This is a genomic window from Vreelandella profundi, from assembly GCF_019722725.1.
Taxonomy (GTDB): Bacteria; Pseudomonadota; Gammaproteobacteria; order Pseudomonadales; family Halomonadaceae; genus Vreelandella; species Vreelandella profundi.
Map to the genome: position 1 here is coordinate 1,114,476 of NZ_CP077941.1, position 18,913 is coordinate 1,133,388.

The 18,913-nt window shown below is 56.1% G+C and carries 15 protein-coding genes; 6 read left to right on the forward strand and 9 right to left on the reverse strand.

Annotated elements, in window-relative coordinates; genetic code table 11:
* Positions 1-125 precede the first annotated feature (125 nt).
* From KUO20_RS05170 to KUO20_RS05190, 5 genes are read right to left on the reverse strand one after another with little or no spacing between them, the layout of a single operon-like run.
* The gene (locus KUO20_RS05170) at positions 126-1,259 is read right to left on the reverse strand and encodes an acyl-CoA dehydrogenase family protein (RefSeq protein ID WP_235041825.1); all 1,134 of its coding nucleotides are present in this window, start codon (positions 1,257-1,259) and stop codon (positions 126-128) included.
* The gene (locus KUO20_RS05175) at positions 1,259-2,071 is read right to left on the reverse strand and encodes an enoyl-CoA hydratase family protein (protein ID WP_235041826.1); all 813 of its coding nucleotides are present in this window, start codon (positions 2,069-2,071) and stop codon (positions 1,259-1,261) included. The genes KUO20_RS05170 and KUO20_RS05175 overlap by 1 nt, the downstream gene beginning before the upstream one ends.
* On the reverse strand, positions 2,068-2,520 hold the full coding sequence (locus KUO20_RS05180) for a MarR family winged helix-turn-helix transcriptional regulator (RefSeq protein ID WP_235041827.1): 453 nt from the start codon (positions 2,518-2,520) through the stop codon (positions 2,068-2,070). The genes KUO20_RS05175 and KUO20_RS05180 overlap by 4 nt, the downstream gene beginning before the upstream one ends.
* Positions 2,517-3,257: an SDR family NAD(P)-dependent oxidoreductase gene (locus KUO20_RS05185; protein ID WP_235041828.1), complete on the reverse strand. Its 741-nt coding sequence runs from the start codon at positions 3,255-3,257 to the stop codon at positions 2,517-2,519. Before KUO20_RS05185 ends, KUO20_RS05180 begins: the two co-directional genes overlap by 4 nt.
* On the reverse strand, positions 3,254-5,539 hold the full coding sequence (locus tag KUO20_RS05190) for a bifunctional salicylyl-CoA 5-hydroxylase/oxidoreductase (RefSeq protein ID WP_235041829.1): 2,286 nt from the start codon (positions 5,537-5,539) through the stop codon (positions 3,254-3,256). Before KUO20_RS05190 ends, KUO20_RS05185 begins: the two co-directional genes overlap by 4 nt.
* 419 nt (positions 5,540-5,958) lie before the next feature.
* Between KUO20_RS05190 and rsd the strand changes: the two genes are divergently transcribed.
* The gene (gene rsd / locus KUO20_RS05195) at positions 5,959-6,447 is read left to right on the forward strand and encodes a sigma D regulator (protein WP_096281237.1); all 489 of its coding nucleotides are present in this window, start codon (positions 5,959-5,961) and stop codon (positions 6,445-6,447) included.
* Between the two features lie 99 nt (positions 6,448-6,546).
* Here rsd and KUO20_RS05200 read toward each other — a convergent pair whose 3' ends face one another.
* Positions 6,547-9,639 carry an efflux RND transporter permease subunit gene (locus KUO20_RS05200; RefSeq protein WP_235041830.1) on the reverse strand — a complete coding sequence of 1,031 codons (3,093 nt, stop codon included), beginning with the start codon at positions 9,637-9,639 and terminating at the stop codon, positions 6,547-6,549.
* Positions 9,623-10,756 (reverse strand): efflux RND transporter periplasmic adaptor subunit, encoded by a 1,134-nt coding sequence (locus tag KUO20_RS05205; RefSeq protein ID WP_235041831.1) that lies wholly within the window; start codon positions 10,754-10,756, stop codon positions 9,623-9,625. The genes KUO20_RS05200 and KUO20_RS05205 overlap by 17 nt, the downstream gene beginning before the upstream one ends.
* Before the next feature lie 280 nt (positions 10,757-11,036).
* On the opposite strand from KUO20_RS05205, the gene KUO20_RS05210 reads away from it, so the two are divergent.
* Positions 11,037-12,011 carry a malate dehydrogenase gene (locus KUO20_RS05210; protein WP_235041832.1) on the forward strand — a complete coding sequence of 325 codons (975 nt, stop codon included), beginning with the start codon at positions 11,037-11,039 and terminating at the stop codon, positions 12,009-12,011.
* A gap of 94 nt (positions 12,012-12,105) precedes the next feature.
* On the opposite strand, the gene KUO20_RS05215 is transcribed toward KUO20_RS05210, so the two are convergent.
* On the reverse strand, positions 12,106-12,762 hold the full coding sequence (locus KUO20_RS05215; RefSeq protein ID WP_235041833.1) for a histidinol-phosphatase: 657 nt from the start codon (positions 12,760-12,762) through the stop codon (positions 12,106-12,108).
* 192 nt (positions 12,763-12,954) lie between these two features.
* On the opposite strand from KUO20_RS05215, the gene rppH reads away from it, so the two are divergent.
* Both rppH and ptsP read left to right on the forward strand, forming a co-directional pair.
* The gene (gene rppH, locus KUO20_RS05220) at positions 12,955-13,470 is read left to right on the forward strand and encodes an RNA pyrophosphohydrolase (RefSeq protein WP_235041834.1); all 516 of its coding nucleotides are present in this window, start codon (positions 12,955-12,957) and stop codon (positions 13,468-13,470) included.
* A 63-nt stretch (positions 13,471-13,533) separates the two neighbouring features.
* Positions 13,534-15,795 carry a phosphoenolpyruvate--protein phosphotransferase gene (gene ptsP / locus KUO20_RS05225; RefSeq protein ID WP_235041835.1) on the forward strand — a complete coding sequence of 754 codons (2,262 nt, stop codon included), beginning with the start codon at positions 13,534-13,536 and terminating at the stop codon, positions 15,793-15,795.
* 9 nt (positions 15,796-15,804) lie between these two features.
* Here ptsP and KUO20_RS05230 read toward each other — a convergent pair whose 3' ends face one another.
* Entirely contained in the window at positions 15,805-16,587 is a 783-nt protein-coding gene (locus KUO20_RS05230; RefSeq protein WP_235041836.1) for an NRDE family protein, read from the reverse strand.
* Between the two features lie 127 nt (positions 16,588-16,714).
* Here KUO20_RS05230 and KUO20_RS05235 point away from each other — a divergent pair, with 127 nt between their 5' ends.
* Together KUO20_RS05235 and lgt are read left to right on the forward strand one after the other, a co-directional pair.
* A complete protein-coding gene (locus tag KUO20_RS05235; protein ID WP_235041837.1) occupies positions 16,715-17,917 on the forward strand; it encodes a response regulator in 1,203 nt (400 codons plus the stop codon).
* Between the two features lie 82 nt (positions 17,918-17,999).
* Positions 18,000-18,803 carry a prolipoprotein diacylglyceryl transferase gene (gene lgt / locus KUO20_RS05240; RefSeq protein ID WP_235041838.1) on the forward strand — a complete coding sequence of 268 codons (804 nt, stop codon included), beginning with the start codon at positions 18,000-18,002 and terminating at the stop codon, positions 18,801-18,803.
* Positions 18,804-18,913: the final 110 nt, after the last annotated feature.

Here is an 18,913-nt window from a genome sequence, read left to right on the forward strand (position 1 = left end):
CTTGGCTCTGTCTTAAATACGTCTTAAGCGCGGCGCGGGCAGGGATACGGTGTCTGGCGTAATGTTTTATTGTTTTGGATAAAACTTACTTAAGCAGTGTGGCTTCTGGCTGTTTATTCCTTTGCTTATTCCTGGGCGAGCATGCTGCGGGCGATCACTATTTTTTGTACGTCGGACGCACCTTCATAAATACGCAGCGCGCGGATTTCCCGGTAAAGGCTTTCGATGATATGGCCTTTACGTACGCCGTCACCGCCATGCAGCTGAACCGCCTGGTCAATAACGAGCTGCGCTTGATCGGTGGCAAAAAGCTTGGCCATCGCCGCTTCACGGGTCACGCGTTCAGCGCCTTGGTCTTTCGTCCAGGCGGCGCGATACACCAATAGGGCGGCGGCATCGACGTTCAGTGCCATATCGGCTAAGTGGCCCTGCACCATCTGCAGATCAGAAAGCGTGGCGCCGAACAGCTCACGAGAGCGGCTGCGGGATAACGACTCATCGAGCGCTCGGCGGGCGAAACCGAGGGCCGCGGCACCTACCGTTGAACGGAAAACATCCAGTACCGACATGGCAATGCGAAAACCCTGCCCGGCTTGGCCGATCAAGGCGCTGGCCGGCAGCAGCATATCGTTAAAGCCCAGCCGCGCTAACGGATGAGGCGCCACAGACTCTAAGCGTTCACGAATTTCCAGCCCGGGGGTATCTGCCGGCACTAGAAAGGCGGAAAGCCCTTTGGCGCCGGGGCCTTCGCCTGTGCGAGCGAATACCGTGTAAATATCGGCAATGCCGCCGTTGGAAATCCAGGTCTTTTCGCCATTGATACGGTAGCTGTCGCCGTCGCGCTCAGCCGTGGTGTCCAGCTGGGCGACATCTGAGCCAGAGCGAGGCTCGCTGAGAGCAAACGCCGAAAGCGCTTCGCCGCGGCGGGTTTTATCCAGCCACTGTTTCTGTTCATCGCTGCCGTATTGATTGATGGCGCCGGTGCCTAGCCCCTGCATGGCAAAGGCAAAGTCGGCCAACCCATCGTGGCGGGCCAGCGTTTCGCGAATCAGGCACAGGCTGCGCACGTCGATATGCTCGCCCGAGGTGCCTTGTAAGAAGCCCGCGGTGCCCAGGTCGCGTACAAGCTGCACGCAGGTCGCATCCACATCGCTATGCTCGCGAGGCAGCTGCGCTTGGCACCAGGCTTCAAGCTGCTCAGCAAGCTCGCGGTGCTTAGCCTCAAAGAAGGGCCATGTTAGGAAGCTCTTGTCGCTCATCAGTCCCCCTTGAACTCAGGTTTTTGTTTGGCTACAAAGGCGTGGTAGGCGCGTTCAAAGTCATTGGTTTGCATGCAGATAGCCTGCGCCTGCGCTTCTGATTCAATGGCCTGCTCTAGGCTCATCGACCACTCTTGGTTGAGCTGTGTTTTGGTAATGCTATGGCCGAAGGTAGGTCCTTGAGCCAGGCGGGTGGCGTAGGCAAGGGCGTCGTCAATAAGCGACTCAGGGGCCACTACGCGATTATAAAAGCCCCACTGCAGGCCTTCCTCGGCGCTCATGCTGCGCCCGCTATAGAGCAAATCCGCGGCCCGGCCTTGGCCGATAATGCGCGGTAGTATCGCGCAGGCGCCCATATCACAACCCGCTAGCCCCACGCGAGTAAACAGGAATGCGGTGCTGGCGCGGGGGGTGGCAAAGCGTATATCCGAGGCCATGGCGATAATCGCCCCGGCACCGACGCAAATGCCGTCGACGGCGGCGATAATCGGTTTTCCGCAGTTCAGCATCGCCTTGACTAAATCGCCGGTCATGCGGGTGAATTCAAGCAGGCCTTTCATGTCGCGGCCAACTAGGGGGCCAATAATTTCATGCACATCGCCGCCCGAGCAGAAGTTATCGCCGTTAGCGGTAAACACCACCGCGTGAACGTCCGTGGCGTAGGCAAGGTCGCGAAAGGTATCGCGCAGCTCAGCGTAGCTTTCGAAGGTCAGCGGGTTTTTACGTTCCGGACGGTTCAGCCGAATAACCGCGACATCACCCTTCATTTCCCAGATAAAGTGCTCTGGGACTAATTCCGTCATGCTTTTCATTTTATTGTTCTCGTATCGGTAGGTAAGCGGTGAAGCAGCTCGCCTATATGATGAGCATCCGCTTCGGTGACTTCTTCAAACAGTGCGTTCACCCAGCGCTCATGGGCAGCGGCCATGCCGTTAAAGCTTTCCTGGCCGGCCTTCGTAAGACACACACGGGTGGCACGACGGTCGCCCTCAATTGCAATGCGTTGCACGGCGCCATCCTCCACCAGGCGATCAATAATGCCGGTGACGTTGCCGTTGGAAACCCGCAGGCGGCGAGATAGCTCGTTCATTTTCAGGCCCTCTGCATTGGCAGATAAAGCGGCCATGACATCAAAGCGTGGCAGCGTAGAGTCATATTCCGTCCGCAGGCGTTCACGCAGCGCGGACTCTACCTGGCGGGTAACGCGTAGCATGCGCAGCCACAGGCGCAGGCGCTCTTTGGTTAAACGTTCGTCCGTCATACTTCACCGCCTGAAATAGAAATTGCCTGTCCGGTGATCGCGCTACTGTGGGCGCCACATAGCCAAAGGGCCGTTGCACTGACTTCCGCCGGCGTGACCAATCGCCCGGTTGGGTTAGTCGATTCAAAGTGTGAGGTTGCCTGCTCGGCTGACTGGCCCGTTTTGGCCACAATGGTGTCAACGCTGGCAGCCAATAACGGCGTGTCGGTAAAGCCGGGGCACAGTGCATTTACGGTAATGTTGCGAGTGGCCGTTTCGATAGCGAGGGAACGTACCAGGCCGATCACGCCATGCTTTGCTGCGCAGTAAGCGCCCACATAGGCATAGCCTTTAAGGCCTGCGGTGGATGCGACGGCAATCAGGCGGCCGCCGTCATTCAACTTTTTAAGGCCTTCGCGTAGCGTCAGAAACACGCCGCTAAGATTAACGTTGAGCATGCGCTGCCATTGTTCAAGCGACGTTTTGGCGAAGGGCGCGCTTTCCGCCGCACCCGCGTTTGCAACCACAATATCGACTCTGCCCAGCTGTGCAAAAAAAGCCACCATGGCGGCTTCATCGGTGACATCAACGACCGCGAATTGAATACAACGATGCTGGTCAGCGACAGCTTTAAGAGCCGCTTCGCGACGCCCGGTAATCGTCACGTTAGCCCCTGCATTGGCAAAAGCTAGCGCCATGTCGGCGCCGATACCGCTACCGCCACCGGTAATCACCGCTCGCTTGCCGGTCAGGCTCATACCCAGCCCTCGCCACGTTCTGCCAAACGCTGCAGCTGATCGGCACCTGCTCGGTAGGGCGCTGGCCACTCAACGCCGCTGTCGCCTAGCCCTGCCGCCACGTGAAGAAGCCAGTAAGGGTCAGCGAGGTGAGGGCGGGCGATACAGACTAGATCGGCGCGACCGGCCATCAGAATCGAGTTCACGTGGTCGGCCTGGTAAATATTGCCCACGGCCATGGTGGCAATGGGGGTCTCGTTGCGTATGCGGTCAGAAAAGGGCGTTTGGAACATGCGCCCATACACCGGCTTGGCGTGGGGCGACGTTTGCCCGGCTGAAACATCAATGATATCTACCTGGGCATCGCGCAGTCGCTTGGCAATCTCAACGGCATCATCGGGTGTAATGCCTTCTTCGCCACACCAGTCGTTGGCGGAAATACGTACCGAGAGCGGCTTATGAGCAGGCCAAACGCTGCGCACAGCGTTAATTACTTCCAGCGGATAGCGGAGTCGGTTATCAAGATTGCCGCCGTATTCGTCGTCGCGATGGTTGGTCAGCGGGGTAATAAATGAAGAGAGCAAGTAGCCATGCGCCGCGTGAATCTCAATCATGTCAAAGCCCGCGCGATCCGCCATTTGCACAGCGCTGACAAATTCATCGCGCACGCGGTCCATATCGTTGCGGTCCATTGCTTTGGGCACTTGGTTACGCGCGGCCCACGGCACAGCGGAGGCTGAAAGCAGTGGCCAGTTGCCGTCGGCAAGCGGCGCATCCATCTCTTGCCAGCCCAGCTGAGTGGAGCCTTTAGCGCCGGAGTGGCCCAGCTGCGCGCACAGCTTGGCCTTGGTTTCCGCGTGCACGAAATCACATAGCCTGCGCCACGCCGCCTCGTGTTCAGGTGCGTACAGCCCTGGGCAGCCTGGGGTAATCCGGCCGGTGGGGCTAACGCAGGTCATTTCGGTATACATCAAACCAGCGCCGCCTTTAGCACGCTCGGCGTAATGGCTAAAGTGCCAATCGGTAGGGCAGCCATCAATGGCCTTATACTGCGCCATGGGTGAGACCACGACGCGATTGATCAGCGTCATATCACGCAGCTGGTAAGGCGCGAACATCGGTGCGCGGGCGCTGCCAGGGTTGCCCGCTTGGGTTTGAAACCAGCGCTCAGCGCTTTCTAGCCACTGCGGGTCGCGTACTCGAAGATTTTCATGGCTAATGCGCTGGGAGCGCGTCAATAGCGAATAGTTGAACTGCACCGGGTCGAGATCTAAATAGCGTTCTACTTCTTCAAACCATTCGGTGGAGTTACGGGCGGCCGACTGTAAGCGCAGCACCTCGAAACGACGCTCTTCCTCATAGCGCGCAACCGCCGTGGTAATGCTGCTCTCGCTGTGGAGGCAGTTAGCCAGCGCAATGGCGCTTTCAAGCGCGAGCTTGGAGCCCGAACCAATCGAGAAGTGCGCCGTCGCGGCGGCATCGCCCATGAGCACGACGTTTTCATAGCGCCACTGTTCACACAGCACGCGCGGGAAGTTGATCCACGCCGAGCCGCGCACATGGTGGGCATTGGTCATCAGCGAGTGTCCATCTAAGTGCTTGGCAAAGATGCGTTCGCAGACGTCAATCGATGCTTGCTGGCTCAGCTCGCCGAAGCCAAACGCCTGCCAGGTGGCTTCGCTGCATTCGACGATAAAGGTCGCAGTGTCATTATCAAACTGATAGGCGTGCGCCCAGACCCAGCCATGTTCGGTCTTTTCGAAAATAAAGGTAAACGCATCGTTAAAGGTTTGGTGCGTTCCTAGCCAGACAAACTTACACGCTCGTACGTCAATATCAGGTTTGAAATGTTCCGCGTAGGTTTGGCGCGTACGCGAGTTAAGGCCATCGGCAGCCAGTACCAAATCGTACTCGTGCCGATAACGGTCAATGCTGGCTTCCGTGGCATCGGTTTCAAAGCGCATCTCTACGCCCAGTTCACGTGCGCGTGCCTGTAAGAGAATTAGTAGCTGACGCCGGCCAATGCCACAAAAACCGTGGCCTGTGGAAACGGTTTTAACGCCTTTATGAACGACTGCCACATCATCCCAATAAGCGAAATGCTCGCGAATACGCGCTGCACTCACCGGATCATTAGCGGCTAGGTTGTCTAAGGTTTCGTCTGATAAAACCACGCCCCAGCCGAACGTGTCGTCTGCACGGTTGCGTTCGATCACTACGATGTCATGGGAAGGGTCCTGCAGTTTCATACTGATGGCAAAATAAAGGCCGGCGGGCCCTCCACCTAGGCAGGCAATTCTCATTTTTGTTCTCCACAGGGAAACACGCTCTTTTATGAAGATAGAAAAAGACCCAATAAAATTCAAGTATAAAATGTTTAAGTATAAAATATATTTTCAAAATGCTTGCCACTGCACGTATTGCTGCTTTGCTCGCAAAAGCCGCCGGAAGGTGAGAGCATAAAAACGTTAACACCACGCCACGGCCTGCTGCTTGGAGGCGCTTGCCATCGGGCATAGAAGAAAGTGTTATGGTGAGTGAGTTTTTAGTGCTACGGAAACCGTACTGGCTGGGATTGACAGGGGTAGGTAGAGAAGAGAGTCTAAGCCTATTCAATGTTAGTCGCGGCTAAACGAGTCGTTAAATAAATACTTACGCATAGGATTATGCAGAGCGTCACGCATAATTATGAAGAGTTATGCATCGTTAAGGAGATAGCTCCATGCTCGAAGATTGCAAAAATGCCCTGGAGCGCTGGGGAGGCGTGCACGCCTTGATCGACCGCTGGCTAGATCAGCGTCGCCAGCTGTTAATAAGCTTCATTGAGCTAAAAGAGGCGTGTGATGCTGAGCTAGAAGCGGTGAGCAAAGCGCCTATCGATACCTTCAGTGAGCAGTTGATGGACTACATCAGCGCCGGTCATTTTGAAATTTACCCTCAGCTTTCGGAAGAAGCGCAGGCGTTTGGTGATGAGGCCGCGCTAGTCATCGCGGCTAAATTACTGGAGCGCTTAGAGATGTCGACCGAAATGGTGCTGGAGTTTGATGCTGACTTTGGCTCTACGCTCAGCTGCGAGCAGAACATTGCCCGTCTGCCTGCCTGGATTGACCGTTTGGCCCGGGGCCTGACGGAGCGCTTCGCGCTTGAAGATCAACTGATTGCGCGCCTGCATGCCGCTAACAGCCCGCAAAACGCCAAAGCACCTGCTTAATTTCCTCATATAAGCTAACGCAGACAATCTAATAGGCGCCGCCATGCGGCGCTTTTGTCGTCGTGGCACCTTGTTGTTTCTCTGCTTACTTTTACTTGCTTATCGTTCGCTGCTGGCTACTCGTGATTGACGGTGCAATTTGCCGCCAATTACCAGCATGCAGGGGGTGAGCAGTAGTGTGAGCGCGGTGGCGAAGGTGAGGCCGCCTGCAATCGCGCTCGACATCTGTGTCCACCACTGGGCGGAAGGCGCATTAAAGCCTAGCGCAGGGGTAAATAGGTCGACGTTGATACCCAGTACCATCGGCATCAGCCCCAGCACCGTGGTGATCGCCGTTAGTAGTACCGGGCGTAAACGCAAACAGCCCGCTTCCAGGGCCGCCTCGCTTGGCGCCATGCCCTCGCCACGCAGCTCGTTATAGGTGTCAATCAAGACAATATTGTTGTTGACGACGATGCCCGCCAGGGCAATGACGCCCATGCCCACCATCACAATGCCAAACGCCTGACCGGTTATTAGCAGGCCCATCAGTACACCGGCGGTAGAGAAAACGATCGCCGATAGCACCAGACCCGCCTGATAGAAACTGTTGAACTGGGTCACCAAAATAATCGCCATCAGGCCGATAGCGATTAAGAACGCGCTGACCAGAAACTGCATCGACTCCTGCTGGTCTTCCTGCTCGCCAGCAACGTTCACCATTAGCCCGTCGGGTAGGCTGTCGCGGCTGGCATCAAGCAAGGCGCGCAGGCGTTCGTCGGCGAGATAGCCCGGGGCTAGGTCAGCGTCGACCGTAATGGCGCGGCGGCCATCAATACGGCTAAGGGTGCCCACTTTAGGCGCGGGCTCTAGCGTCACGAAATGCGAGATCGGCACCTGCCCGCGCTGAGTGTTTATGGTCAGGCGCTCTAACTGATCTAACGAGCGCCAGTGTTGCGGTAGGCGCACGCGAATATCGACCTCATCGCTGACTTCCGGCGGCCGGTAGCTCGCTACCTGAAGGCCCGTGGTGAGCAGCTGCACCGCGCTACCAATCGTGGTGATGTCGGTGCCCATGCGCGCGGCGGCCTCGCGGTCCACGTTTACCTGCCATTCCACGCCCGGCAGGCTGCGGTTGTCCTGAATATCTACAAAGCCACCCAGGTCGCGCATTAGCTGGGTGAGCTGGCCGACCCCAGTGTCAGCGATATCGGGGTTGGTGGCACTTACTTCTAGCACAATCGGTTTGCCGCCGCCGGGGCCCGATTCCTGCTCCTGAAACTCAAGTGTAATGCCGGGAATGTCGCGGGCGCGATCGGCCATGTCGGCTAATATGTCCCGGGCAGGGCGGCGCTCATGCCAGTCAATAAACTGGAATTGCAGCATGCCAATCACATCATTGCCCATCTGCTCGTTGGGTAGCGCAAAGGAGCGTGCATAGAGCGCCCTCACTTCGCTCAGGCCCGAGAGCTTGGCTTCCACTCGTTGGACAATGGCATCGGTTTCTTCTGCCGAGAAATCACCGCGGGCGCGAACAAGCACCTGAGCACTGTCAGGCTCAACGTTAGGGAAAAAATCGATGCCGTGATTAAAGCGTGCATAGCCGGTATACAGCAGCACCATCAGCAACACGCTGACCAGCAGCACCCACGCCGGATGCTTGAGTAGGCGGCCGAGCACATGTCGGTAGCCGCGGCCAAACGAGGTCGTGGCAGGCTCAAAGCTAGCATCCGCTTGATTCTTGGCAGTGCGGGTAAACAAGCGGCCTAGCGTAGGTAAAAATATCAGCGCCATGGCCAGCGACGCCAGTAGGCACAAAATCACCGTAGCGGGCAGATACTTCATAAATTGACCCACCACGCCGGGCCAAAACAGTAAGGGGATAAAAACGGCTAGCGTGGTGGCGGTAGAGGCAATCACCGGCCAGCTCATACGTGATGCGGCGTTTAGCCACGCCTGGTGAGGCGTTTGGCCATCACGTAAGTAGCGATCAGCAAGCTCGCTCACCACGATCGCGCCGTCAACCAGCATGCCGGCCACCAGAATCAGCGCGAACAGCACCACAATGTTGAGCGTAAAGCCAAACGCCCACACCAGCAGTATGCCGGTTAAGAAGGCACCTGGAATCGTCAGGCCGACTAGCAGCGCCATGCGCCATCCCATCACCGCGACCACCACAATCAGCACCAGCACCACGGCGGTCAGTACGTTGTTTAATAGCTCGGAAAGCATATTTTCAACGGTTATCGACTCATCCAAAATAGTGGTGAAGCTCAGCTGCTCGGGCAGTAAATCACCCGCTTGTTCTAAACTCTCACGCACCGCGCTAATCGTTGCGATGATGTTCGCCCCGGCGCGCTTGGAAACCTCTAGCACTACAGCTGGCTGGCCATCTATACGGGCAAAGCCCTCGGGAGATTTATAGGTAGGCTGAATCCATGCCACGTCGCCAAAGGTGACGACCCGGTCATCCTCGACCTTGACCGGCATGTTCATGACGTCTTCAAGGGACTCAATGATGCCAGGCACTTTGAGCGCTAAACGCCCGGCGCCGGTATCGATACTGCCCGCAGCGACCAAGCGATTATTGCGCGACACTTGATTAAACAGGGCATCAAAATCGACGCCGTAGCTTTCGAGCACTAGCGGATCAACGACTATTTCCAGCAGGTCTTCACGATCGCCGGCAATATCGACTTCTAGCACATCGGCGATGCCTTCAATTTCCTCTTGCAAGCGCCTGGCTACAGTAATGCGTTCGCGGGTATCCAGCTGCCCGGAAAGGCCAATCGTTAGCACCGGGAACTCTGAAACGTTGACCTCCATTACTCGCGGCTCATCGGCTTCTGAAGGTAGTTCGCTACGAGCAATATCTACCCGGTCGCGAACGTCAGTCAGCGCGGTGTCCGGGTCAAAGCCAGGATCAAACTCTAGCGTGATGGAGCCATGCCCTTCGCTGGATTGGGCGGTGAACTTGCGTAGCCCCTCAATGCCGCGAAGCTCTTGCTCCATGGGCCGAATGAGCAGCCGTTCTCCGTCCTCTGGGCTAACGCCTTCCAACGACAGCGAGACATAAATCATCGGAATCGTGACGTCAGGGTTGGCTTCTTTAGGAATCATCTTCCAGGCGACGGTGCCCGCGAGCAGTAAGCTTACCAACAGCAGCAGCGTCGTGCGTGTGTGGGCTAGCGCCGCACTAATCAGCTGGCGCATGAACACTGTCCTGAGCGGTTGAGTGCGAATTCGGCTCTTGGGTAGTCATCTGCGACTGTGCGGGCACCGGCGAGACGGTTTCGCCAATAGCGACTATGCCCGCACCTAGCGTAATCAGGCGCAGCGGGTCAGGTAAGCCCGTGACGTAGGCACGCTGTATGTCGGCGCTGACCAGCTGTACAGCGGTCTGCTGCACTTGGTCGTTAGCATCTAAATGTTTAACGGCCAGTTGGCCTTCGCTGTTAAGGCTGAGTAGCGCCGGCGAAAGCGTATGCACTTGGCGAGGCGGCAGAATAATCGTGAGCTCCGCACTGGCGCCGGCTAGGCGCTTACCGGCCGGGTTATCCAGCGTGGCTTCAATATAAAAGGTGCGTGTGGCTTCTTCGGCACGGTGACTTATAAAGGTCAGCTCGCCTTCCAGGTGGTCGCCATTCAGCAGCCGTGCGGTGACCGGCAAACCCTCGGTCAAATCGCCTACCTGCTGTTGAGATACCCAGGCTGCGCCCTTTAAACGGCGGTCATCCACTAGCTGGGCCCACTCTTCACCGGGCTGCAATAGATCACCCACCTCTACCTGCACGCGATCTAGCACACCATCAAAAGGCGCCGTGGGGCGACTATCATTGAGTTGTTTCTGTAGCTGTGCCACCGAGGCCGCGCTAGCGCTGAGTGCACTCTGTAAGCGCAATAATTCGGGTTGCGAAATTAGCTCTCGCTGGCGCAGATTGCGCGCACCGCTGTACTCCGCTTCGGCCACTGCCAGTTCGTCGCGGGCTTGCTGCAACTGCTCGGGCAGGGCATCGTTATCCAGTACTAATAAAGTATCGCCCGCCTGAACACGGCTGCCTTGAGCCACCGGCTTTTCCGCCACAAAACCCGCCAAGTTGGCACGCAGCGTGGTTTCACGTTCGGCGGTTAGCTGGCCTTGGATAATCTGCTGTGGAATGAACGGCGTGCTCTGCTGCTCAATTACTTCAACGCGCGGACCTGCTTGGCTGCGCGGGGGTGCATCTGGCGGCGTTGTTTGGAAACGCTGGAAATTACCAAACGCTAGCCATATCACCAGTGCCAGCACCAGTAGGCTGGCCAGAGCATAAGAGAAGGGGATTCGTCGCATGGGGGCGTCCATGTCCTTAATAACATGTCCTTAATAAAAAGCTTAACAAAAAAAGCGTAGCAGCAAGCAAGGAGGGCGTTAAGCCGATGACACCATAACGCAACTCGGTGTTTTCAGCGAGTAGCAAGCCGATGGGGAGCGGTAAGTTGTTTAAATGGGTCGTAGTCGCATGTCTGATTGAGTTTTTGCCCGGCTGGGCATACCATCTTGGCGTCTTGAGTTCTGTTGAACCACTCCTCAGGCGAGAACCATCCCTAGGCGAACCAATCAAGGAGCAATGATGAAAGATCCAGTACGTATTGCGATTACCGGCGGTGCCGGCCAGATCAGCTACTCTCTTATTTTCCGCATCGCCGCTGGCGACATGCTGGGGCCGGATCAGCCTGTCATTCTCCAGCTTCTGGAAATTCCTCAGGCAATGGACGCCCTGAACGGCGTGGTCATGGAAGTTAACGACTGTGCCTTCCCGCTGGTGAAAGACATCGTCGCGACTGACGATCCGAACGTCGCGTTTAAAGACGTCGACTTCGCTCTGCTGGTTGGCGCACGTCCGCGTGGCCCGGGCATGGAGCGTAAAGACCTGCTGGAAGCCAACGCAGCGATCTTCTCTGTCCAGGGTAAAGCGCTGAACGACCATGCTAGCCGTGACGTTAAAGTGCTGGTGGTGGGTAATCCTGCCAACACCAACGCGCTGATTGCTTCTTGCAACGCGCCGGACCTAAATGCCGGTCAGTTCACCGCCATGACGCGTTTGGATCACAACCGCGCCCTGACGCAGCTGGCACAGAAAACCGGCAAACACGTGACTGACGTTGAAAGCATGATCATCTGGGGCAACCACAGTGCCACCCAGTATCCGGACCTGGCCCAGTGCAAAGTCGACGGCAAAGCGGCGTTTGATCTAGTTGAGCGCGACTGGTACGAAAACGACTTTATCCCCACCGTGCAGCAGCGCGGCGCGGCTATCATTAAAGCTCGTGGCGCCTCTTCTGCCGCCTCTGCTGCCTCTTCAGCCATCGACCATATGCACGACTGGGCGCTGGGCTCTAAAGGTATCGTCAGCATGGCGATTCCGTCAGACGGCAGCTACGGCATCAAAGAAGGCATCATCTACTCCTACCCAGTGCGCTGCCAGGGTGGCAAGTATGAAATCGTTCAAGGCTTTGAGCTGGACGAATTCAGCCAAGAGAAAATGAAAGCGAGCGAGAAAGAACTGCGCGAAGAGCGTGCAGCGGTTGAGCACCTGCTCGGCTAAACGCATTAACTGCTACGCCAACCCCACAAGCCATGCTTGTGGGGTTTTTTATTGGCACTGACTCCTTACTACTTACTACAACGGTCTACTGATATCAGTCGCGCAGGCTCATGATCCGCCATTGGCGTTCTTCGGCCACTTGGCGCAGGGTGTCGTCGGGGTCTACCGCGACGGGGTGGTCGACTTTTTCCAGTAACGGCAGGTCATTGTGCGAGTCGCTGTAAAACCAAGCGCCGTCCATCGAGAGATCCTGCTGCTCTAACCATTGATTCAAGCGAGTCACTTTGCCTTCACGAAAACTGGGAATGCCGGAAACGCGTCCCGTGTAGCGGCCTTCTTTCACTTCCGGGTTCACGGCGATCAAGTTATCCACACCCAGTCGCTCGGCGATCGGTGCAGTAATAAAGCGGTTGGTGGCGGTAATGATCAGTAACGTATCGCCTTGGGTGCGGTGACGCGCCAGCAATTCTTCTGCTTTGGGCAAAATATGCGGTTCAATTTTGCTAGCCATAAACTGCTGATGCCAAGCAGCCAGCTGTTCGGGCAAATTATCGGCCAGCGGTTTAAGGGCTACTTCCAAAAATGCCGCCATATCCAGCTTGCCCGCATTGTAGTCGGCCATAAAGCGTTCATTGGCTTCGCGGTAAGCAATGGGATCAACGACGCCCTGTTCAAGTAAAAACTCACCCCACGCATGATCGCTGTCGGTGGATAGCAGCGTATTATCCAAATCGAAAATGGCCAGACTCACGATGCTCACCCTTTTTAATCAGTGGTTATAAGTGCTTGGTATTGGTCTACAAAGGGGCGAATTATCGCAGAGTCGCCCAGGCTTTCCCACCTGCGCAGCATAAGCATTCAACACATGGCGTTATAATGTATTGATACGCTTGTCACCCTTGTGGAAAAATGGGGGTAACTGAAAATTTATAAGGTGATGTCCGTGATCGACGCTGACGGCTTTCGCCCCAATGTTGGCATTATCATTGCCAATAGCCAGGGGCAGCTGCTTTGGGCGCGTCGGGTAGGACAGAATGCGTGGCAATTTCCCCAGGGGGGCATCAATGCAAGCGAGACGCCACAACAAGCGCTTTTTCGTGAGCTTTTTGAGGAGATCGGTTTAACCGCCGACGATGTTGATATTGTTGCTTGCACCCGGGGCTGGCTACGCTACCGTCTGCCACGACGTATGATTCGCACACATTCGCGTCCGGTCTGTATAGGCCAGAAGCAGAAGTGGTTTTTACTTAAAATTCGTTGCCAGGAAAGCCAAATATGCATGACGGCTACCCCAACGCCTGAGTTTGATGGTTGGCGCTGGGTCAGCTATTGGTATCCGCTAGGGCAAGTAGTGCCTTTTAAGCGAGAGGTTTATCGGCGTGCGCTGCGGGAGCTTTCTCCCCGCGTTCAGCGCCTGGCACAGGATGATGAATGGGGCGACTGCCCGCTGCCAAACTAGGGCGGCGCGAGTCTGCCAGGAAATTCCTCAGCGAGGCAAATAACAGTGAAAGGTAAAACGTCCATGCTTGAGGTGCTGCGCCGCGTTATTCAGGAAGTGAATAGCGCGCGTACCCTCGACGCCGCGCTGTCTACGATGGTACGCCGAATCCGTAAGGCTATGCAGACCGATGTGTGCTCCTTCTACCTTTATGATAAAGCGCTTGATTCACTGGTATTGATGGAAACCATTGGCCTGCGCACTCAGGCCGTGGGCCGCGTTGTGCTGCCGTTAGGGGAAGGCCTAGTTGGCTTGGTGGCCAAGCGCAGCGAGCCGCTTAATCTTGAAGATGCCCAGGCTCACCCGCTGTTTCGCTATTTTGAATCCACCGGTGAGGAGCGCTACTCAAGCTTCTTAGGCGTGCCAATCATTCACCAACGGCAAATGCTCGGCGTACTGGTTGTTCAGCAGGCTGAAAAGCGCAGCTATGATGATGAAGATGAGGCCTTTCTGGTCACGATGGCCGCTCAGTTGGCGGGCGTGTTGGCGCATGCCTTGGCCACCGGTAACCTAATGCGCCCGGCGCTTGCGGGTGGCCAGGCAATGTTTAAAGGCGTTGCGGCCTCGCCAGGTATGGCTATGGGTGAAGCGGTGGTCATTACGCCACCGGCTGATCTGAACAGCGTGCCGGATCTAGTGCCTAGCGATCAGGACTACGAAGTCGCGCGCTTAAAAGAGGCGATCGGCAAAACCCGTAGCGAAATTCGCGCGGCGGCCGAGCGGTTGGCAAGCCGTATATCGGTTCAAGAGCTGGCGCTGTTTGATGTTTATCAGCAAATGCTGGGCGAAGCGGCGCTGGCCGATGAAGTTGAAAAACGTATTCGTGAAGGGCAGTGGGCCCCCGGCGCTCTGGCCGACGTTGTTCGTCGTCACGTGCAGTACTTGGAGCGGGTTGATGATAACTACCTGCGTGAACGTGCGGCCGATATTCGTGATTTAGGCCGCCGCGTCCTTGCCCATCTGCAGGAAGACACGCCCTCTACGCCAGAAACCTATCCCGATAACGCCATTTTAGTGGGCGATGAAATTAGCGTAGCGATGCTTGGTGAAGTCCCCCGCGATAAGCTTAAGGGGCTGGTATCGGTACGCGGCTCCAGCACGTCGCATGTGGCGATTGTCGCCCGCGCGATGGGTATTCCCACCGTGCTAGGCATGGTGGATTTGCCGCTGCCGCGCCTAGGCGGAGCACCGGTGGTGTTAGATGGCCATCGCGGCCGCCTATTTGTGCGCCCAGCCCCCGAATTGACTGCGCGCTACGCAAGCCTGATTGCGGAAGAGAAGGCGCTTAGCGAGTTTCTGGAGCATGAGCAGGATTTGCCCAGCGTAACGCCCGATGGCTATACCATGCCGCTCATGGTCAATACCGGGCTTGCGGTAGATGCCACCGCGCTGCTGAAAAGTCGCATAGGGGGCGTAGGCCTTTATCGTACCGAAGTGCCTTTTATGATTACCGAGCGCTTCCCCGGCGAAAAAGAACAGACTCGTCTTTACCGCGACCAGTTAGAAGGCTTTGCGCCGCTGCCAGTCGTTATGCGTACGCTGGATATCGGTGGCGATAAAGATTTGCCCTACTTCCCGATTGAAGAGGCTAATCCGTTTCTTGGCTGGCGCGGGATGCGCGTTACGCTTGATCATCCGGAAGTGCTGATGGTGCAGCTGCGCGCCATGCTAAAAGCGTCGGTGGATCTGGATAATCTCTACGTTCTGTTTCCGATGATCACCAACGTAGAAGAAGTGGATGAGGCGCTGCGCCTGCTGGACCGCGCTATTTTGGAGCTAGGCGAGGAAGGTATCAGCGTCATCCGACCTCAGGTGGGGGTAATGATCGAAGTGCCCGCGACCATTTATCAAATGGATGCCCTGGCCAAGCGTATCGACTTTTTCTCCGTGGGTAGCAACGATCTTACCCAGTATCTGCTGGCGGTAGACCGTAATAATCCACGGGTATCCAGCCTTTACGATGCTATGCATCCGGCGCTGCTGGGCGCCTTACAGGAGCTTTCCCACGACGCTAAGCGGCTCAATAAACCTATTTCGCTATGCGGTGAATTGGCCGGTGACCCGGCCGGGGCGCTGTTGCTCATGGCGATGGGCTTTACTAGCCTCTCCATGAATGCCCCCAGCCTGCCTAAAGTGCGCGCGGCCATTCGCCGAGTACCGATGACGGATGCCCAGCAGCTGCTCAAAGAAGTCATGACGTTAGATACGCCTGCGCTTGTGCATGCGCATCTTGAGGCTCGTCTAGATGAATGGCAGCTTTCGCACCTGATGCCGCCGCGAGACTAGAGGGCGTTATTACAAGCCGCTGGGCAGCGCTAGGGACGTTTCACCTTCATCGCTTCCCAGTGGCCCAAAGCGCTGTTCAGTGATGTCGATATTACCTTGGGCATCAAGCGTGAGCCACGACGTGGCGCGCGTGCCATAGCGCTCGCCAACAATAAACGCCGCGGAAAGCTGGCGTTCTAAAGCAACACCTACTCCTGTATCAGGCAGCTCTTCATTGGCGGCTTCTTGCGGGTTTTGCATTGCTTGCTGAACGACGCTGGGCCAACCGCCCAAGAAATTGTTTTCAAATGCGCTGCCAAGTGCACTGCGCACATGCAATAGCTTGGGCCACGGTGAATTAAGGTCGGCGTTGGATAAGCCGTGCACGCCAGGCGGTACTTCATTGAGCGTAAGACGCTCTCGGCTACGGTGCAGTAGCCACAGTCGCTGCGGTGTTGCCACTAACAGGTTAAAGCCGGCGTAGCGTAACGCCTCACCTTGGCTGAGCGCTGTCAGCCACACGTCAATATCATTACATTGCAGGGCATCAGTCACTAACTCACCTCGACTTGGCGCGCCGGGCGGTACGGCGAGCTGGGGGTCGCGGACATTGGTTAATGCAGCCACTACGCCGCCTCGCTTGGCCGCAAGCCAGGAACCACCTGCTTCTAAATCACGCCCGCCTGCAATGTCAGCGCTTCCTTCCCAGTAGCCAAGCGGTGCAGTAGGCCGCGCGTGGAGTTCATCGCGATTGCCGATGAGGCGTAACGGCATGGAGGTATTGGGCTGCCAGGCGAACGTTATTAAGCACATAGCGGAAACTCACTGATCAGGAAAGTAAAAGGCGTTCAATCAACGGCCTGCATGACAGTCACGAAGTGTAGACGTACACTTAGGCCGGTATCATTATTACAGGCCCTATGGCCACCAGGAAGGCGAGATGACGCAACGCTATCAAAGGGAGCATTTTTGGGGAGCCATTATATGGCCACTCCTTTGGCCGTTGTTTTTTTTACAAGCAGCGCTAATACTTCTGTGCCTAGCCGTAGCTGCGATGGTGTGGTGGATGTCGCCAAGCTACGTGTCATGGAGCACTATGCTTTGGTTGGCGCTGGCAATGCTGATCGGCAGTAGTCTGAATGTCGGTGCTTTCCTGATGCTGATTAAAACCCGAGCGCGGCGTAAAGATAGCCACTTTATGCAAGAGCTTGCTGAGCTTGAACGCCATGGTCAGGCGCTGTACGCCACGGCATCACGTTCGCTGCCAGAACAGCGCTGCGCGCCACTTAAAGCCGCCGACGAGTCCCAGCTGCCGCTTCAGCGATTGGCCAGCGTTAATGTGGTATTAGCCGATATCGAACGCTGCATTGTCTGCTCACAAACAGCCGGCGCCGCCGCTAAACAGACGCAGCAAGAGCACGAACAGTCGCTGCTGGACGATATTCAGCAGCAGCAGCGCCAGCTGAAACATTTAACGACGGGGCGTGAACGGGCGCGTGAAGAGTCGCGGTTAAAGTCCGGTTACTTAGCGTTACTGCAGAATGAGACTGACAAGCTGTTCGAGTATCTGAATGCGATGGCTGAGCAGGATCTGACGAATGGCTGCCGACAGCGGGTGCTTGACGTGCGAGAGCGCCTTTCGGATATCCGGTCGCTGCTGGACAACCTTGCTCACCACAATGCTGACAAAAATAGTGATCAGCAGAGAGATCGTTCGGTGCTCCAGGACGATGCCTCGCAACGACACTTGCGTGTGCTGGTGGTCGATGATGGGCCTGTCAATTTGATGCTGGCGCGCCAAATGCTTGAGGCCCAGGGGCTTCAGGTGGAAAGCGTTAGCAGTGGTGAGGAAGCGCTTGAGCGCCAGCGAAGCGCTATGTTTGATTTAGTGTTTATGGATATTTTTATGCCCACGCTTGATGGGCTCGAAACGACCCGGCGCTGGCGCGATTACGAGCGCACTCATGATTGCGGTAAAAGCGTGCTGGTAGCATTAACGGCTAACGGCGACAACGCAGGGCGCGATGCCTGCCTGGCGGCGGGTATGGACGATCTATTAGCAAAGCCGTATCAGCCAGAAACCCTGCTCAATATTATCGTTCACTGGTTTCCGGATACGGTAGAAGCGGATGCTCCTGCATGAGCTGTCGACTCCTTAGTGAAACTCGGGCTGCTGTTTTAATAGCCTCGATTATTGATCCCTTTAGTTAGATTAGAGAGTGTAAATGATTAACTATCCGACGATTGACCCGGTGGCTATTTCTTTAGGCCCGCTGCAAGTGCATTGGTATGGCTTGATGTACGTAGTAGGTTTTGTAGCGGCCTGGTGGCTTGGCTGCCGGCGCGCCTCGCGCTTAGGTCTCAATAATGATGACATTGGTGACTTGCTTTTCTACTGTGCGATAGGCGTGGTGGCGGGTGGGCGGCTAGGTTACGCGCTATTTTATGGGCTGGGGCAGTGGTCCGCCGATATTTTGTGGATTTTCCGCGTGTGGGATGGCGGGATGAGTTTTCACGGTGGCCTGCTCGGCGTATTGCTCGCTGCCTGGATCTTCGCAAGACGGAAAAAGTTAGCGTTTCTAACGCTGACAGACTTTATCGCGCCGCTAGTGCCGATTGGTTTAGGCGCGGGGCGTATCGGTAATTTCATTAATCACGAGCTGCCTGGACGTTTAACGTCGTTGCCATGGGGTATGCCATTTCCAGGCATGGGGCCTGAGCCGCGTCATCCATCAGCGCTGTATGAGGCGCTACTGGAAGGAGCCGTGCTCTTTGCCATTTTATGGTGGGTTTCTGCTAAGCCAACCGCGCGAGGATTTCTCTCGGGCCTGTTTTTAGTCTGCTACGGCGTTTTCCGCTTTATGGTCGAGTTTGTGCGCCTGCCAGATGCCCACATTGGATTTATTGCTTTCGATTGGGTAACGATGGGCATGCTGCTAACGCTACCTATGATTGCGTTAGGACTGATAATCATCGCCTGGTCACGCTCCCAGCCAGTTGATGTTCAAATGCCAAGTACCAATGGGTAAGTATTAGCTGGTTGAGTAAAGGTATCTCTCCACCTAAAATGAACCGCTACTATCGCCTGTTAATTTGGAAATTCTGTGACTGCTATAACGCCCGCGCTAGAGCAACCCTA

What these genes read in the sequence shown, in the direction of transcription:
- KUO20_RS05180 (WP_235041827.1), bottom strand. Translation starts at nt 2,520, where the DNA reads ATGACGGACGAACGTTTAACCAAAGAGCGCCTGCGCCTGTGGCTGCGC.
- KUO20_RS05230 (WP_235041836.1), bottom strand. Translation starts at nt 16,587, where the DNA reads ATGTGCTTAATAACGTTCGCCTGGCAGCCCAATACCTCCATGCCGTTA.
- KUO20_RS05210 (WP_235041832.1), top strand. Translation starts at nt 11,037, where the DNA reads ATGAAAGATCCAGTACGTATTGCGATTACCGGCGGTGCCGGCCAGATC.
- lgt (WP_235041838.1), top strand. Translation starts at nt 18,000, where the DNA reads ATGATTAACTATCCGACGATTGACCCGGTGGCTATTTCTTTAGGCCCG.
- ptsP (WP_235041835.1), top strand. Translation starts at nt 13,534, where the DNA reads ATGCTTGAGGTGCTGCGCCGCGTTATTCAGGAAGTGAATAGCGCGCGT.
- KUO20_RS05235 (WP_235041837.1), top strand. Translation starts at nt 16,715, where the DNA reads ATGACGCAACGCTATCAAAGGGAGCATTTTTGGGGAGCCATTATATGG.
- KUO20_RS05205 (WP_235041831.1), bottom strand. Translation starts at nt 10,756, where the DNA reads ATGCGACGAATCCCCTTCTCTTATGCTCTGGCCAGCCTACTGGTGCTG.
- KUO20_RS05185 (WP_235041828.1), bottom strand. Translation starts at nt 3,257, where the DNA reads ATGAGCCTGACCGGCAAGCGAGCGGTGATTACCGGTGGCGGTAGCGGT.
- KUO20_RS05200 (WP_235041830.1), bottom strand. Translation starts at nt 9,639, where the DNA reads ATGCGCCAGCTGATTAGTGCGGCGCTAGCCCACACACGCACGACGCTG.
- KUO20_RS05190 (WP_235041829.1), bottom strand. Translation starts at nt 5,539, where the DNA reads ATGAGAATTGCCTGCCTAGGTGGAGGGCCCGCCGGCCTTTATTTTGCC.
- KUO20_RS05175 (WP_235041826.1), bottom strand. Translation starts at nt 2,071, where the DNA reads ATGAAAAGCATGACGGAATTAGTCCCAGAGCACTTTATCTGGGAAATG.
- rsd (WP_096281237.1), top strand. Translation starts at nt 5,959, where the DNA reads ATGCTCGAAGATTGCAAAAATGCCCTGGAGCGCTGGGGAGGCGTGCAC.
- KUO20_RS05170 (WP_235041825.1), bottom strand. Translation starts at nt 1,259, where the DNA reads ATGAGCGACAAGAGCTTCCTAACATGGCCCTTCTTTGAGGCTAAGCAC.